General features: G+C 42.4%; 15 protein-coding genes. 11 read left to right on the top strand and 4 right to left on the bottom strand.

The features are described 5' to 3' along the window. The first annotated feature begins 10 nt into the window (after positions 1–10). From NOM01_RS01980 to NOM01_RS01955, 6 genes are all read left to right on the top strand, one after another. On the top strand, positions 11–2,818 hold the full coding sequence (locus NOM01_RS01980) for an ATP-binding protein (RefSeq protein ID WP_255745933.1): 2,808 nt from the start codon (positions 11–13) through the stop codon (positions 2,816–2,818). A gap of 97 nt (positions 2,819–2,915) precedes the next feature. Next, a complete protein-coding gene (locus NOM01_RS01975; protein ID WP_255745931.1) occupies positions 2,916–3,593 on the top strand; it encodes a response regulator transcription factor in 678 nt (225 codons plus the stop codon). Continuing rightward, entirely contained in the window at positions 3,590–4,981 is a 1,392-nt protein-coding gene (locus NOM01_RS01970) for a HAMP domain-containing sensor histidine kinase (RefSeq protein WP_255745929.1), read from the top strand. Before NOM01_RS01975 ends, NOM01_RS01970 begins: the two co-directional genes overlap by 4 nt. 68 nt (positions 4,982–5,049) lie before the next feature. Then, the gene (gene yhaM / locus NOM01_RS01965; RefSeq protein ID WP_255745927.1) at positions 5,050–6,042 is read left to right on the top strand and encodes a 3'-5' exoribonuclease YhaM; all 993 of its coding nucleotides are present in this window, start codon (positions 5,050–5,052) and stop codon (positions 6,040–6,042) included. 85 nt (positions 6,043–6,127) lie between these two features. Beyond that, complete coding sequence (locus NOM01_RS01960) at positions 6,128–6,421, top strand: sporulation YhaL family protein (protein ID WP_370645899.1); 294 nt, start codon at positions 6,128–6,130, stop codon at positions 6,419–6,421. A gap of 185 nt (positions 6,422–6,606) precedes the next feature. Then, positions 6,607–7,140, top strand: coding sequence for a hypothetical protein (locus tag NOM01_RS01955; protein WP_255745925.1), 534 nt, complete (start codon positions 6,607–6,609; stop codon positions 7,138–7,140). A gap of 93 nt (positions 7,141–7,233) precedes the next feature. Here NOM01_RS01955 and NOM01_RS01950 read toward each other — a convergent pair whose 3' ends face one another. Beyond that, positions 7,234–8,115, bottom strand: a complete 882-nt coding sequence (locus NOM01_RS01950) for a peptidylprolyl isomerase (protein ID WP_255745924.1) — start codon at positions 8,113–8,115, stop codon at positions 7,234–7,236. A gap of 338 nt (positions 8,116–8,453) precedes the next feature. Between NOM01_RS01950 and NOM01_RS01945 the strand changes: the two genes are divergently transcribed. Together NOM01_RS01945 and NOM01_RS01940 are read left to right on the top strand one after the other, a co-directional pair. Beyond that, positions 8,454–9,053: a YpmS family protein gene (locus NOM01_RS01945; RefSeq protein WP_255745921.1), complete on the top strand. Its 600-nt coding sequence runs from the start codon at positions 8,454–8,456 to the stop codon at positions 9,051–9,053. A gap of 112 nt (positions 9,054–9,165) precedes the next feature. Beyond that, positions 9,166–10,398 carry an aminopeptidase gene (locus NOM01_RS01940; RefSeq protein WP_255745919.1) on the top strand — a complete coding sequence of 411 codons (1,233 nt, stop codon included), beginning with the start codon at positions 9,166–9,168 and terminating at the stop codon, positions 10,396–10,398. A gap of 99 nt (positions 10,399–10,497) precedes the next feature. On the opposite strand, the gene NOM01_RS01935 is transcribed toward NOM01_RS01940, so the two are convergent. The 3 genes from NOM01_RS01935 to NOM01_RS01925 all read right to left on the bottom strand — a co-directional run bounded on the left by NOM01_RS01935 (position 10,498) and on the right by NOM01_RS01925 (position 12,151). Then, entirely contained in the window at positions 10,498–10,902 is a 405-nt protein-coding gene (locus NOM01_RS01935) for a YtxH domain-containing protein (protein ID WP_255745917.1), read from the bottom strand. A 140-nt stretch (positions 10,903–11,042) separates the two neighbouring features. Continuing rightward, on the bottom strand, positions 11,043–11,591 hold the full coding sequence (locus NOM01_RS01930) for a tryptophan transporter (RefSeq protein WP_255745915.1): 549 nt from the start codon (positions 11,589–11,591) through the stop codon (positions 11,043–11,045). A 128-nt stretch (positions 11,592–11,719) separates the two neighbouring features. Beyond that, the gene (locus NOM01_RS01925) at positions 11,720–12,151 is read right to left on the bottom strand and encodes an HIT family protein (protein ID WP_255745913.1); all 432 of its coding nucleotides are present in this window, start codon (positions 12,149–12,151) and stop codon (positions 11,720–11,722) included. 195 nt (positions 12,152–12,346) lie between these two features. Here NOM01_RS01925 and NOM01_RS01920 point away from each other — a divergent pair, with 195 nt between their 5' ends. The 3 genes from NOM01_RS01920 to NOM01_RS01910 are packed head-to-tail and all read left to right on the top strand — an operon-like array spanning position 12,347 to position 15,998. Further along, the gene (locus tag NOM01_RS01920) at positions 12,347–14,023 is read left to right on the top strand and encodes a hypothetical protein (protein WP_255745911.1); all 1,677 of its coding nucleotides are present in this window, start codon (positions 12,347–12,349) and stop codon (positions 14,021–14,023) included. A 14-nt stretch (positions 14,024–14,037) separates the two neighbouring features. Then, the gene (locus NOM01_RS01915; RefSeq protein WP_255745909.1) at positions 14,038–14,790 is read left to right on the top strand and encodes an ABC transporter ATP-binding protein; all 753 of its coding nucleotides are present in this window, start codon (positions 14,038–14,040) and stop codon (positions 14,788–14,790) included. Continuing rightward, complete coding sequence (locus NOM01_RS01910) at positions 14,778–15,998, top strand: ABC transporter permease (RefSeq protein ID WP_255745908.1); 1,221 nt, start codon at positions 14,778–14,780, stop codon at positions 15,996–15,998. The genes NOM01_RS01915 and NOM01_RS01910 overlap by 13 nt, the downstream gene beginning before the upstream one ends. The last annotated feature ends 22 nt before the right edge of the window (positions 15,999–16,020 follow it).

Genomic DNA, 16,020 nt, shown 5'->3' with positions numbered 1-16,020 from the left:
AGATCTCGCCATGACGATGAAATTGAAGACGCTGACCGTTCATCACTTCGGCCGTTTTGAAGAAAAGAAAATAGAATTGCCGCAAGCACCGATTACGATGATTTATGGAGAAAATGAATCAGGAAAGTCAACGATTATGGCGTTTATTTTGAGCCAGTTATTTGGCTTTCCTTCAAAGAAGCTACTCGAGAAATGGAACGGAAAAAATCGTTCCGGATCGATCGGCGGTTCATTAGCATTTACGGCGGACAACGGCAAAACGTATCGGCTTGAACGGACCCTTGACGGTCAAGAAGAGCTGAGCTTTAGTACGGAAAACGGTGAGTCTGCGGATCTAAACGAATTTTTGCATAGCACAAACAGACTCCTTTACGAGAGTGTTTTTTGTTTTGATTTGGATGGACTCCGAAACATTGATAAGATGAATCCCGCAGATATGAATGATCTGCTGCTTGGAGCAGGGATGATTGGCAGCGGGACATTGGGAAAACTGGAACAAAAATTGGAAAAACAGTGCGCCGATTTGTTTAAGAAGAGCGGTAAAAAACCACAAATCAATCGCCTGTTCGCTGAATTGAATAATTGTTCCGCCCAGCTAAGGGAATGGGAGAAGAAGCTGGACAGCTATCAGCAGCTTCAAAACAGCGTGCATGATGGAAAAGAACAATTGAAGCAGTTGGAACTTAAAAAGAAAAAGGTGCAGCACGAATACCAATTGTGGACATCATTTTCGGCTGCTCTTCCGCTGATTAATACGTATCGTGCACTGAATCATGAGCGCCAATGCATGGGACCTGAGCAGTCTTTCCCGCAAAATGTGAAAGAACATTATGATGATTCGTGTAAACTGCTTCGATCACTTAAAAATGAGATTAGTGAGCTGGACGAACAACTCGGAAAGTTGGTTGAATCAGGCAAATTCATTCATGTGGATGAGCGGTGGAAGGAGCAAGAGCCGGCGCTTCAACGGTTATTTAGCAAAGCTGCCGATGATCAACAAAATGAAAAAGAAAGACATCGTATTGAAGACGAGATCGACCAGCAACGAGTTGCTATACGACGAATCTGTGACCTTCTGGGTGCGGGATGGACACTGGGCGTCATTCGCAAAGCATCGTCTGAAGCAACGCTTGGCGAACAATTAAAAGAAAAGCTCAGTATTTGGAAAAAGCTCGTAGATGAGCGTCGCGACTTGGCACGTGATTTGAAAGCAGCACTAGAGAAAAAAGAAACCTTGGAAAAACAGCTGAGAACAATTGATGTGAAACATGCTTTTTCAGAAAGAAAATCAAGCGCTAAGGTTGCGGCCCATCCCTTGCAATCGCGAGTGCTGATCATTGGATTAATCATTCTGTCCGTTATATTTGCTGTTTTTTCTTCAATTGCAATAACACCGTTTGCGGGAGTACCGGTACTTTTATTAGGGGCGATCGCCATTGGAAGCATTTTCTTTGCTCCTCGTATCCATGATGGGGAAGCAGATAGACGGACTTATGCAGAAGACGACAGACTCTCCGCTGAACGTGCATTGCTGGAACAACAACTCAGTCTGGCAAAAGCAGATGTTGGACAGTTAACCGATCAGCAGAAGGCATGTACGCAGTCATGTGATGTACAAGAGGACGGCATCAAGTCATGGTTACAGGAACGCGGCTATTTCGTGGATGATTTGACAGGCGTTGAGGATAAAGTCAGGCTGGTGAACACCGCACAAGAGCTTTGTCAAAAACTCGATGTGCTCGAAGCTAAACTGCAGCGATTGATTGTTCTTCACGAGGGCTTCGAACGGGAGACCGGACTGTTGGCAGAGAAAATGGGCAGTGCTGGTGCTGATGCAAATTATTTAGAGCATTGCTGCCAAGAGCAGATGGAGCAGAAGCGACGCTGGGAAGATTTAGAGAAACAGCGCCAGATTTATAAGAAGCAACGAGAACGCTATGTAAGCCGAATTACGGCACTCGAAAATGATCAAAAGGCATTGTTTACAGAGACACATGTTGACAATGAAAAACAGTTTTATGAGGCAGTAGAAAAAGAAGAACGCCGCAAGTCCATTAATAAACAGCTGGAGACGAGCAGAATGCAGTTGCTTGAGCTGACCGGTTCGGACGAGCAAATTGAGGTTTATGTGTCTTATGTGGAAAATCATAAATGGGAAGGATTGACCGAACAGGAGTTCAAAGATCGTATTGCTGCGTATGAATCCGAATTGAAACGTGTTCGCGACCAGCTGGCAGATGATCGAGCGCAATGTTTGGTCTTGGAAAAAAATGATTCCTATCGAGATACTCTTGATCGGTATCATGAACTTTTGACAGAAACCGGTATTAAAGCTAAGGAATGGTCAGCGTATCAAACGGCACTATGGGCGATTCGTGAGGCAAAGGAACAATATCGTGAACAACGTCTACCGCGCGTGCTCCGAGAGGCTGCGGACTATTTCTGTTCAGTAACCGCAGGGCGATATAAGAAAATTTTGCTCAGTGACGATGGATTCATCGTTGAAGACTCAGACGGTCTTACGCTTCTTGCCTCTCAGTTGAGCCGTGGAACAGCAGAACAGCTCTATCTTTCATTACGGCTTGCTCTGATGCGGATCTTTAGCGGTTATGAAACCTTGCCAATGATTATTGATGACGGATTTGTAAATTTTGATCGAAAGCGTTCAGAAACGGTGTACACTCTACTTAATAAAGTTGCCCAGGAACGACAGGTTATTGTGCTGACCTGTCATGACAGTGTCTATCTTCATAAGCATCCTGAAGCAGTACTTAATCTGTCGGATCAGCAGGAGCGGATATCTGCTTCGCAAAAATAATCAAACATTATGGAATTTGTTTCATTTATCTTTATGGCAATTCGTGCATGCTATAATTTAAGAGATACAATATGAATCGTATAAGGATGATTTCACAATGAATGAAACACTCTTTAAAATTAATCTTGTTGAAGATGAAGAAAGCTTAGCGTCCATTCTCAAAGCTTACATGGAAAATGAAGGCTGGAATGTATCTGTTTTCCATACGGCTGAAGAGGCATTGGACTATATGCATAACGGTGTCCATCTCTGGATTTTGGACATCATGCTGCCCGGTATGTCAGGGTATGATTTGATAAAAAAAATAAAAGAAAACCATTCGGAACAGCCGGTTATTTTTATTTCGGCAAGGGATCAGGATCTAGACAAAATTCTGGGACTGGAGCTTGGCAGCGACGACTATTTAGCAAAGCCATTTTTGCCAAAAGAACTGGTTATTCGTGTTAAAAAATTGCTGCATCGTGTGTACGGCGCAGGTATCCATGAGAATCGGATGGTGATCTCTAAATATCAGCTCGATGTTGTTCGTCGCAAAGTGTTTGATGAGGAGAATCAGATGATTGAGCTCACGACGAAAGAATTTGATGTGCTGCTCTATTTAGTGGAGAACGTCAATGTCGCCAAATCACGTCAAGATATTCTGACCGAGGTATGGGGCGGCGATTATGTCGGATCGGATCGTGCGGTAGATGATGTGGTACGCCGCATCCGCCGAAAGATGGGGCGTTTGTCACTTGAAACGGTCTATGGTTCCGGGTATAGGATTGTCTCATGAGATTGCCATTTAAAATGACGTTGACAAAACGGATCTGGCTCTCATTCGCGTTTCTTGAGTGCGTGATCGGACTGATTATTCTCAGTGTCTACCCCTATACCATACAAAATACGCTCAAGGAAAATACGTTCCGAACCATTGAAGTGCAGCAATTGCTTAATTTTCAAGGGATTGTCGGAGGCTATGGAGTAGATAATCCTGGCACAAGTATTCATAATTACGACTCGACAAGATCTGTTTGGACCGTGTTGGTCAATAAAAAATTTCAAACCTTGGTTGGAATTCTCCCATCTGACGGTAGCATTTTGAAGCAAATGAAAGGGCAAATTAGACATCAGAAAAGTGTGTTAGCCCGATATGAGTTGAAGCAAAATGATTCGACATTTTATATAGTCGTCAGACGATCATCTGACAGTTATCTGATTTCCTATATGCGAGATACCTACAACAATGAATTAAGAAACAATTTATGGAGCCGCTTGATCTTTACGTTTGCGATGGCGAGTATCCTCAGCCTATTTCTTGCATTTTGGCTGGCACGTTATATCAAACGGCCGCTTGATATACTAGGCAGACGATTTAAAGAAATTTCACGTTTAAATTGGGAAAAGCCGTTCGAATGGAAAGGCGATGTGGAATATGAACGCCTTTCTGCTCAATTTGAAGAAATGCGGCTCAACCTGATTAAGTATGATCAATCCCAGAAAGTATTTCTTCAGCAGGCATCTCACGAATTGAAAACGCCAATCATGATAGTTCAAAGTTACGCGCAATCTGTTAAAGACGGTATCTACCCCAATGGCGGTCTAAATGATTCGATGGATATTATTATCAAAGAATCTCAGCAGATGGAGAAACGGGTGCGCAAGCTGCTCTATTTTACCCGATTTGATTCACTCGGAGATAAGCAAATGCGCTATTCACTTATTCGCTTTGGTGATTTGGCAGATTTAGTGCGTGAGCGATTCATTACTCAGCGGGCAGATATTGAAATCCATGTTGGCGGCGAGGATACACTGATCTACGCTGATCAAGAGCAAATGCAGACCGTACTGGAAAACTTAGTAGAAAATGCACTGCGTTATGCGAAGAATAATATATGGATTGATGCTGACGGAAGCAGCAGATACAGGTCTCTGATCAATGTTAAGAATGATGGGCCGGAAATTCCGGAGCATGAACGTAAGGCTATGTTCCAGCCTTTCCAAAAGGGAGAAAAAGGACAATTTGGATTAGGGCTGGCAATTGTTAAACGAATCATTCATAATCATCATGGAGTCATTCATGTTGCTAATACTGAGGACGGCGTCGTATTTGAAATGACTTTACCGGCTCCGCCTAAGGAAAAACCGGACAATGGATCAGATACATTGAATGAGAAAGATTGATTATTGTCTTATACTTACCTTATTTTAAAAGGACATTTTAAACTAAGGTTATTTGAAGGGAAGGGTTCATGGTGAAGGGAATCGCGTTTTATAAAGAAGGCGAGCATGTTCATGAATTCCTGTTGATAAAGAGCGTGACCAAGGGATTGGCCAGCAACGGCAAACCTTTTCTTACGATATACTTGCAGGACAAAACAGGAGATATCGAATCCAAGCTGTGGGGCAGCACGGCGGAAGATGAAGCGAACTACGTTACTGGCGCTGTGGTGCTGGCTGAAGGAGACATCACGACATTCAGAGGCAGAAATCAATTCAAAATCCGTACAATCCGTCCAGCTACAGAACATGATCAGGTGAACAAGGCAGAACTTGTGATGTCGGCTCCGTTATCGATTGAGGAACTTAATGAGAAGATTACACAATACTTATTTGAAATCAAGAATCCGGTAATACAGCGCCTGACACGAGCTCTTTTAAAGAAACATCATCATGACTTTTTCGAATATCCTGCTGCAGTAAGTATCCATCATAATTTTCTTTCAGGGCTTGCCTACCATGTGTGCTGCATGCTGGATATGGCGAAGGCGGTTGTCAATCTCTATCCTGAAATTGATAAAGATTTATTGTACGCGGGCATTATCATCCATGATATGGGGAAGCTTGAGGAGTTGTCCGGAGTGACTGCGACCAGCTACACACTCCCTGGAAATCTGCTTGGTCATATCTCGATTATGGTCGCCAATATTGGCGAAACAGCAGATGAACTCGGTATTGGTGATAAGGAAGAGGTTTTGCTTCTTAAGCATATGGTGCTGAGTCATCATGAAAATCCGGAATGGGGCAGTCCAAAACCGCCGATGTTCAAGGAAGCTGAAATTCTCCATATCCTTGATGACATGGACGCTAAAATAAACGTGATGACCCGTGCTGTACGTAAAACACGTCCTGGCGAATTTTCAGAACGTATCTTTGCCATGAACAATCGAACGCTTTACAGACCGTCATTTGATACCAGCGATACTGAAGATGAATTGCAGCCTCCATTTCAAGAGAACAGCTAAGGTCTAATTTTCCGTTTCTTCGCATAGGCTACATTGCAAGTAAAAATTGGGACAACGCTCGAGTAGCTAGCTGGGAGGCGGAAACATGAAGCAGGCTAAACGTTCATTATTTATCGTTGCTGCGCTATTCATCCTTTTTTTAATGCAGCAGTTCGGAATGATTGATCCCGTGATCAACATGCTGGAAAGCGTAGCTTGGTGGGTATATCTGGTTGTAGCCGGTATAATATTCAGCGGTTATCAAGCATTTAATTTATCCAAGCAGGATAAAGAAGTCGATGAAGAGTGGGTCGAAGAGCAAGGTAATGTGTACATGAAACGAATGGACGCCGAGAAAGAGCGGCGCCGCAACCGTAAAGATCCGAGAGCCATGTCTTGAACAGGCTTTCGGATTTTTTTTGCATAACTAAGAATGCCTAAAATTACTCTGAACCGGCCAACCATAATAGAACAAAAAACTATTGGAAAAAAATGTGTGAATTACTTCCGTTATCGGTCCATGCAACGATACTGCAGAAAAATAGAATATAAGAGAGGCAGTAAACAGATAAGGAAGTGACTGATATGGATGATTCTAATAATAAGGGGGCAGGCTTCGGATCGGACAAAGATGGCGATAAAAAAAGAAGACAATACAAAAAACCGGATGCTGTTCCGTTTTGTGACGATCATGTGATTAGTGAACTTAGGGTGGACGGTACAACTGATGAAGAAACAGTTTGGCTTAATGCGGTTATTGAGTGGCGTCCTACAGGCACAATACCATTAAATAGGATGAGCAGTTTGTCCGCTTCTATTTCCATATGCGTACCTGCTCTTATTCAAATTTGGAGGAAAGACGCTTCGGGCAATACACTTATCACTGAGAAAGCAGATTCCAGTTCGGCTATTGTCATATGGAATGGTCCTGGAGGATTCATTTTATTTAATCGGGTGATCACCACAATTCTCATTGAAGATCATATTGCACCCAATAAGGAAAACGAATATGTCGTAACTTTTACAGCAAATCAAGAAACTCCTGCAGGAATTCATCTTGATCAATCAAAAGTGACCAGTTATCAATTATTTGCAACCTTATTGAAGATGGACAATTGATTTTCCTAGCTTCGATCCTTGAAAATTAGTGACTCAAGGCAAAAAAAACACGAATCGGATAGGTGCTCCGATTCGTGTTCTTCTCTGTTCGTGTTATTGCTGCGTTGTCGTTGAGGTTGAGGTTGAATTGAAAAGATCTTTGAAAGCCTTGTCCTTCACTTGAACATCAGCATTCTTAATCAAGTTCTTGATTACCGTATCTTGAGATTTTTCTTTGCTTGCAAGGTAAGCTTCTTTTACTGAGGATTTCAGATCGTTATACGAATCTTTTTTGCCCTCAAGCTTGATAATGTGATAGCCGCCGTCCGTGCTCGAATATACAAGCGGGCTGATTTCGCCGACTTTCAGTTTCATTGCTGCATTGCTGAATTCGGCAACCATAGTTGATTGTTTGAACCAGCCAAGCTCGCCGCCCTTATCTTTAGAGCCTGTATCCGTTGAATATTGTTTCGCCAATTTAGCAAAATCTGCTCCATCCTTTAATTTCTTTTGAATGGATTGTGCGGTTTTCTTTGATTTAACGAGAATGTGGCTCGCTTTAAGTTCTGTCAATGTTGTCTTGTTCTTATTATAGTAATCCTTAAGTGCTTTGTCTGTAACCTTGATGCCGTCCTGCTGAGCCTTCGTCATCATTAGGGAGTCTTTAATTTGGCGTCTGAACGTAGTTTCAGTCAGACTGTTCTGTGTTAGCGCCTGCTTGAATTGGTCTTCCGATGAGAACGTCTTGCGAACTTGATCATATTTCGCGTCAACAGCCTTCTTGGATACATTATATTTCTTTTCCAAGAGCTTTTCGTAAACCATATTTTGAAGGACAGCTTCTCCATTGGTCTTTTTCAATTCATTGTAAAATTCTTCTTTTGTAATATTACCGCTTTTCGTTTTCACTACTGCGGCGTTATCTCCGCCGTTCCCGCAGGCTGCGAGACTTGCGAGAACGATAACAGCGGCCAGAATCATCATTAATTTCTTCACTACGTCCACTCCTATTTTATATTGTTCCACATTACAACAGTATTTCGTAGTTGCGCGCGGTTATCCGTCGCAATCGGCAATTTTATCAAATACGGTTACCATCTGTTTGCGACACTGTTCATTCTAACTGAAACTTGCCCCCATTGTCGAGTTATTGATGATTCCTTCTACATGAATTCACTGGTTGCAGCGTGCCGAAATTATGTACTTGTTTCAGCATATTTCGCATGAGTCGAAAATTGCGTTATAATAAATAAACTATTGGCTTGTTTAAATAGGTAAAAAATCTTGCATGTACTGGTACCTATATAGGTGTGTAAAGGAGAGGGAAAAGAAACGTGAACGCTGCAACTTATCCCAAGAAAAAGAAAAATTTATGGAAAATCGCTTTATTATCATTACTTGTGATTGAATTAGCCTTGGTGATTGCTGTACTTGGCATGCTGACAAATGGTTTTTCTGCAACAGACAGTCCGACACCGCAAACGGATCGCACCGAAGGAAAAGCTATTTTTTCCGTGCAGGCGAACAAGCAGCAGCTGGAGAATATGATCAATGATCAAATTGATTCTAATGGAAATAACAGGCTCACCTATCATATTGATATTGGCGATCAGGTTGTTTTGAACGGTAAGTATAAGCTCTTATTTACTGCGATTCCGTTTTCCTTGACCTTCACACCTTCAGTATCTAATGGTGATATTGTGCTGAAAGAAACTGATGTTAAATTGGGCAGTATTCCTCTTCCGGACAAGCAGGTGCTCAGCTTTTTGAAAAGCGGATCAAAATTTCCAAAATGGGTAGCTATTCAACCGAACAAGCGGCAAATTTATATTAATTTAACGGATGTTCAAGTGCAGAAGGGTCTCTACCTGCGTGCACAGACGATTAATTTAGCTAAAAATGATGTAACATTCAGTGTTCACCAGATGAACTAAGAAAAGTTTTCTTCAATTATTGGTAACGTTTGCATTTATACCCTTGCCAAGTGTTAGAATAGACTTGGTAAGAAAAATTTGTTCATTGCAAATTAGACGGGGGGCACTCGATTTGAAAACCTTTGCTCAAAAACTCGAAAAATATGCGGAATTGGCTGTAAAAGTAGGCGCAAATGTTCAGAAAGGACAGGAAGTACTGATCAAGGCACCAATTGATGCAGGCGAGCTTGTACGCATTGTAACGGAAAAAGCATATGAGGCCGGAGCGAAACGCGTGTTCTTTAACTGGACGGACGATAAACTGGATCATTTGCGGCTCAAGCATGCATCGGAGACAGTGATCAGCGAATATCCGGTTTGGAAAGCCAACAAGCTTGAGGACTTGGTCAAGAGGGGGGCTGCTTGTATTGACATCCGGACAACAGGAATTGGTATGATGGACGGTATTGATCCGAAAAAGGCGGCGCTTGACCAAGAAACGATGTGGCGCGCATTAAACACCTATTATGATTATCGTATGTCCGACCGTGTCAGCTGGACCATTTTAATCTTTCCAACCGTTGAATGGGCGAAGAAACTGTTCCCCGGCAAAATCAGAGAGCTTGCGGTTGCCGACTTATGGGAAGTTATTTTCAAAATGACACGTGTGGATTGTGATGATCCGGTACAAGCTTGGGAGGATCACAAGAAGACACTTGCTAATAAGGTTTCTTTTCTAAATAAGAAAAAATATAAAAGGCTGCATTATAAAGCTCCAGGCACAGATTTAGAGATCGAGTTCGATCCTGATTATCACTGGGACGGGGGAGCAGCAGTGAACAGTTCGGGAACTCCTTTTGTTCCTAATATTCCAACTGAAGAAGTTTATACATTGCCTGTAAAAAATGGAGTTAATGGTACAGTTATGGCGACTCGTCCGCTTGTTTACGGCGGTAAATTGATTGAGAAGTTATCGGTCACTTTTGAGAATGGACGTATTACGCGCGTGAATGCCAAAGAGGGCGAGGAGCTGATCAATCACATGATTGACACAGATGAAGGCTCACATTTTTTAGGGGAAGTTGCGCTTGTTCCTAATGATTCGCCGATCTCAAAGTCAGGTCTTGTTTTCTTTACGACACTTTATGACGAAAATGCATCCTGCCATTTGGCAATTGGAAAAGCCTATCCGACTTGCCTCGATGGTGGAACGGAAATGTCGGCGGAAGAATTGAAAAAGCATGGAGCGAATGACAGCTTGATTCATGTTGATTTTATGGTCGGCTCCGATCAATTAGATATTGATGGCGAAAATGCAGAAGGCGAATGGGAGCCGGTTTTCCGAAATGGTGTCTGGGCGTTTTGACATACAAAAATTAATCTACAGATCAGAAAAAAGGCTGGTGCTATTTGCACCAGCCTTTTTAGCATTAATCCTCGTTTAGAGTTCAAAAATAAATGGCCATTACAGTGATGGCGGTGTCTCTTCTTCACCCGGTTTTTTCTCCGGAGAATGCTCCGTCAATTTGTTAGTCAGCTTTTCTTTTGCTGCTTCCAATTGAACGACGTTGTTCTTGATTTTCGTTAGATAAGGTTGGACATCGTCTTTCCATTCTTGCAAAAGATTGCCAATATCCGAGACTGCCGATTTAAGAACCGGAACGCTGTCATCCTTCAAAGCAATAACGCGATCTTTAACTAAGCTTAAGTTATTTGCCGCGTCTTTTAACGGCTGCTGAATAGAGGCTGCCTTTTCTTTTATGTCGCTTCGAATTTCTTCACCTTTTTTAGGCGTTGTCAGGAGAACAATCGTGCCGCCGACTACTCCACCGACAATTGCTCCAATCGTGTACGAGAAAAATTTTCCCATTTTATTCACCTCTTCAATTAAAGTATACGTTCGTGATTACTTCTATTATACCCCAGCTGTCGCTGCTTATCACTTGAAAGCATATATTCAAAGAACAAAAAAACTCCAATTCTAAACAGAATCGGAGTTTTCAATATTTTTTAATGAAGCGTCGGTTTTGGTAACGTTTTTAGAAATCCGCTCCGTTCGCCAATTTTGACGATAATTGGATAGAGGACAGCGAACAGAACCAAGTTGGCAAGTGCAGTCGGGAGCACCATAGTGATAAACAATGCACCGAATGCTGCCGAATTCATACCTGCAACAAGAATAGCCATAGTCAAGAATATAGTTCCACTGAGCACAGTACCAAGACCTGCTAAGACGACACCAAAGACGTATTTGCCCTTTGCTTGAAAGTAATGAGCAAATAAATAAATGACTAAAAATACAACGGTTGAAGTCACTAATTTATCAATCACGTTTGGAAAGAATCCTCCAGGCATCGATGTAGTCAATCCTGCTAAAATACCGTCGACAAGTCCGATAATGACAAAGGTTTTGATATCGGCGAAAAGAAAAAGAGATAAGAAAAGCATTACAAGTCCCAAATCGGATTTCATTCCAAAGATAATTCCCGGGAATACTGCATGTAATACCGTTCCAATGGCAAGCAATAGAGCAACAATAATCAAATTCTTAAGTTTCACGCTGATCTCTCCTCAACTGAGCTGATGTTTCCTTCAGCAGTGCCCCAACGGCCTGCTGCAAGGTGTATTCAATAATATACACGTAATGTCAGGAAAATGCAATTTAAATACTGAAATTTTTACATAAATTAATTAATTTCTTTTGCAATCGCTTGAGCAATTTCTGCACGCGCTTCATTTGAATAGTCATCCATGTGCGACTGGAAGCTGAATGAGAATGTATCATCTTTTCCGTAACGAGGGATGAGATGCAGATGGTAGTGAAACACGCTTTGACCGGCAAGCTCGCTATTATTATTCAATACATTCATACCGACCGGATGAAAGGCATTTTGAATGGCTTTAGCAATGATCGGTACTTTGCTGAATAACTTCTCAGCAATTTCAGGTTCCAAATGAAAAATATCCTTTCGATGTTCTTTAGGAATGATCAGCGTATGGCCCTTAGTTACTTGCCCCAAATCGAGGAATGCAAATACATCATCATCTTCGTATACCTTTGCACTTGGAATTTCTCCATTAATGATTTTGCAGAAAATGCAATCTGATGCCTCACACATTAATATCATCCTTATCTATGTTTTTTTACTTATTTTAGCACATTTTTTAGCGGTTTCATAAAGGGATTAGGCAGCATCATGATGAATATAAAATCAGATATGGCATGTGGTCCTTTAAGTACGTTACAATAAATGTAACGAAGGGTCGCCGGTGAATGAGCGGTCGACTGATACAGATCAGAGACGGGGGAACTTATGATTTACTTATTCAGTTTACTTGCATTAACCTTAAATCCATTTGTGTGGAAGAAAAAAATTAAAAGCAAAGTATTTCTGTCGATTCAAGCGGCTCGGGTGATGGCGAGTTTGATCATTTTATTCATTCTTTCCTACTTCGGGCTGATTGATCATACGTGGCAGGCGTTCTTAAGCTACGGATCGCTTTTTTGGGGGCTATTTCTGGTTTTTGATCTTGTCTATTCAAAGGAGCGTCTGATCTCAATCAATGTATTTGCAGGAATACTGATGCTTTTGTTTTTCTGCTTCCTGCACTTTATTTATCCGTTCACCGTAACCAAGGCGAAATATGATTTTGCTGCTGCAAAAACAACGGTGGTAAACCACGCGGCGCCATCAATGAATGAGCAGCATATTCCTGTCGTTCCGGAAAAATATGCACGTTATAAAAGTGAAAAAGTGTTAGGCGAGCTCGCACATGTTTCCTATTATGAGCTCGGTCATACATCGTTGCAAAAAATAGACGGACATCTTTATTGGGTCACACCAATTGAGTACAGCGGATTTTTTAAATGGATGAAGAGTCATCGCGTTCCCGGATACATTCGGATGAGTGCTGAGGATGAAAATGCGAATGCTTCGCTGATTAAAAAAGAGATGAAATTTGTACCGTCCGCCTACTTTTCTGAGAATTTGAAGCGACTCGTGCGCAGCAAGTATGCAGAGCCGATTTTATTCCGTCCAAGTTTCGAACCGGATGAAACAGGTAAACCTTATTATGTCGTTGCCTATGGCTATTATGAAAAATTGCGACAAATACCGGATATTAAAGGAGTCATTGTTGTTGATCCGAAAACAGGGAACATGCGTCACTATTCGATTGACAAACTGCCTTTGTTCATTGATCAGGCAATCCCTTCAAATGTTGCTGAACAATGGAACGACTGGTATGGAGAGAATGTGCATGGCTTCTGGAATAAGCTGTTTGCGCAGGAAGATATCAAGCGGCCGACAGAATGGTCGCATTCTGATGAAGTGAACGGCGTGTTCGATCACGCGCTTCAATTGAACTGGTTCACCGATTTTACACGACCAAAGTCCGGAAGCGGCGCGATGGTCGGTTATTCCATGCTGAATACACGGACCGGAAGAATTACTTATTATTCAAGTGCGAACGGCTTGCTAAATGGGAAATCCGCGATGAATGTTGCGGAGAAGACGTTTAAACAGAATAAGTATGAGGCGGGTATTCCAAATCTCTATACGATTTACGGACAGGAAACATGGGTGGTCCCTTTGATGGATAGCAACAATGTTCTGCGTGAACTGATGCTGATTCATGCGAAAAATGAGAATGTCTACAGTGCGGAGACCGATAAGCGCAGCCTATTTGATAACTATAAATATGCTGTTGCTACAAAATTAGGCGGCGACAGCGCAACACCGACAAACAAAGCACTGATTAAGAAATTGAGTGGCGAAGTTACACAAGTCTACAAATATCAGGATAACGATTCACATCAGACCGTGATCCAATTTATGATTGACGGCAGCGAAAAGATTTTCACTGTAACCTCTGGTCAAAATCCATACAGCGTCTTTATGAAGGTTGGGGACAAAGTTTCGGTAGACTATATTGAAACGGATGAAATCGTTTCTGCAGTTAAAACATTCGCTCTTGATGGCAAAAAATGAAAGAGGCTAGAATTATGAATCCAGTATTAACTGTAAAACAATTAAGCGGCGGCTACTCACGGCAGCGCCCGGTGCTCCATGATGTGTCATTTGAGATGAACGCGGGTGAACTGGTCGGTCTTGTCGGTTTGAATGGAGCCGGCAAGAGTACGACAATTAAACATATTCTCGGACTTTTACAACCTTTTTCCGGAGAGATACGTGTAAACGGGAAATCACTTCGCGAGGACAAGAGTTCTTACAGAAAAAGCATTGCCTACGTCCCCGAGATGCCGGAGCTCTATGAACAGCTCACTTTAGAAGAACATTTGCAGACGACTGCGATGGCGTATCACTTAGACAAAAAAACTTATGAGGAACGAAGTGAGAAGCTGCTGCAGCTTTTTCATATGGAAAAAAAGAAACACTGGTTTCCCATTCATTTTTCAAAAGGGATGCGCCAGAAAGTGATGATCATGTGTGCTTTTCTTATTCGACCTGATCTCTATATTGTAGACGAGCCGTTTGTCGGCTTGGACCCGATTGGCATTCAATCGCTGCTTGACTTAATGAGTGATATGAAACGCTCAGGAGCTTCCATTTTAATGTCCACACATATATTGTCGACTGCGGAGCAATACTGCGATCGGTTTATCATTCTGCATGAAGGGCATATCGCCGTGCAGGGCACTTTGGATAAGATACGCAATCAGTTCGGAGATCCAAAGGCAAGCCTTCATGAAATCTATCTGGCCGTAGCAAGGGGCGAGACACAATGGATGAAATGAATACGCTCTGGAAAAAGCGCTGTCGGGACAATTTTCAGATGCAGCTGCGCTATTGGAATCTGATCGGTCGCAACAGCGGATTAATGTTTTTTATTTATGCCATGATCCTGATCGGCGGTTTCTACTACAAAAAATGGCTGGATCTATTGCCGGAACACTTCCCTGGCACGCTTATCGTCAGTATAGTGTTAAGCCTTGTCTGCTCTCATGCACCGATTCGTACATTCATTCAACGCGCAGATTTGGTCTTTTTATTACCAGCTGAATCAGAACTTGACGGTTATTTTCGCAGAAGCAAATGGTACAGCTTCTTGATCCAAAGCATCACTTTACTGCTTGTATTGATCATTAGCATACCGCTTTACACTCATGGATCAGCAGCTTATGGAGGCAGCTCGCTCTTGCTTGGAGCGGTTGTCTCGCTCGCTGCGAAAGCTTGGACTATTGATTGCAGCTGGCAGGAGCAATTTATTGAGGATACAGTTCCGCTCCGTTTCCTTAGGACTGTTCTTACCTTTTGTCTCTTCTATTTTGTACTCAGTCATCAGCCGCTTTATGTTATTGCGGCATGTGTTGCCATTATGCTGTTCACACTGTTTTTTTTGTTCCGCCGCCAAGCGTCTGGTGCGCTGCTGCGCTGGAACAGTATGCTTGAGAGCGATCATCGTCAAGCTATGGTCTTCCTTCGCTTTGCCAATCTGTTTACGGACGTGCCGCAATTGAGGAGACGTACCCGCCCTCGCCGAGTGCTCAGCAGATTATTCCCGATTCGACATTTCGAAGAAAAAGAGGTGTTTGAACAGCTATTTATTAAGACATTCCTTCGTTCTGATGAGTATTTAGGCATGTATATGCGTTTGACGGTCATTGGCGCGCTGCTTGGCTATTTTCTTAATATAGGCTGGTATTCTGTTTTCATTGTTGTGTCGGTCGTCTATTTAACCGGACTGCAGCTCTTGCCTATTTGGAGTCAACCTTTTCCACAGGCACTCGCTGGGTTATATCCGATTGGTGAGCGCCTGAAACAGGATCCGTTCGTTCAAATGATCGCACGTCTTCTCATTGGACAGGTTGTAGTACTCAGTGCTGCAGCGGGGGTTGGTGCACACTCGTTTATTGATTTTCTCTTTTTCCTTTGTATAGGCTTTGCTGTCAGCTTGATTTTCGCTTATGCCTACACAAAACATCGTATTCAGCTTGCAGAATAAATAAAAAACCGGAACGGGGAAG

Origin of the sequence: Sporolactobacillus sp. STSJ-5, from assembly GCF_024385605.1 — a bacterium.
GTDB lineage: Bacteria > Bacillota > Bacilli > Bacillales > Sporolactobacillaceae > Sporolactobacillus.
The sequence above is the reverse complement of the archived record's forward strand: the minus strand, read 5'-3'. Positions and strand labels throughout refer to the sequence as shown.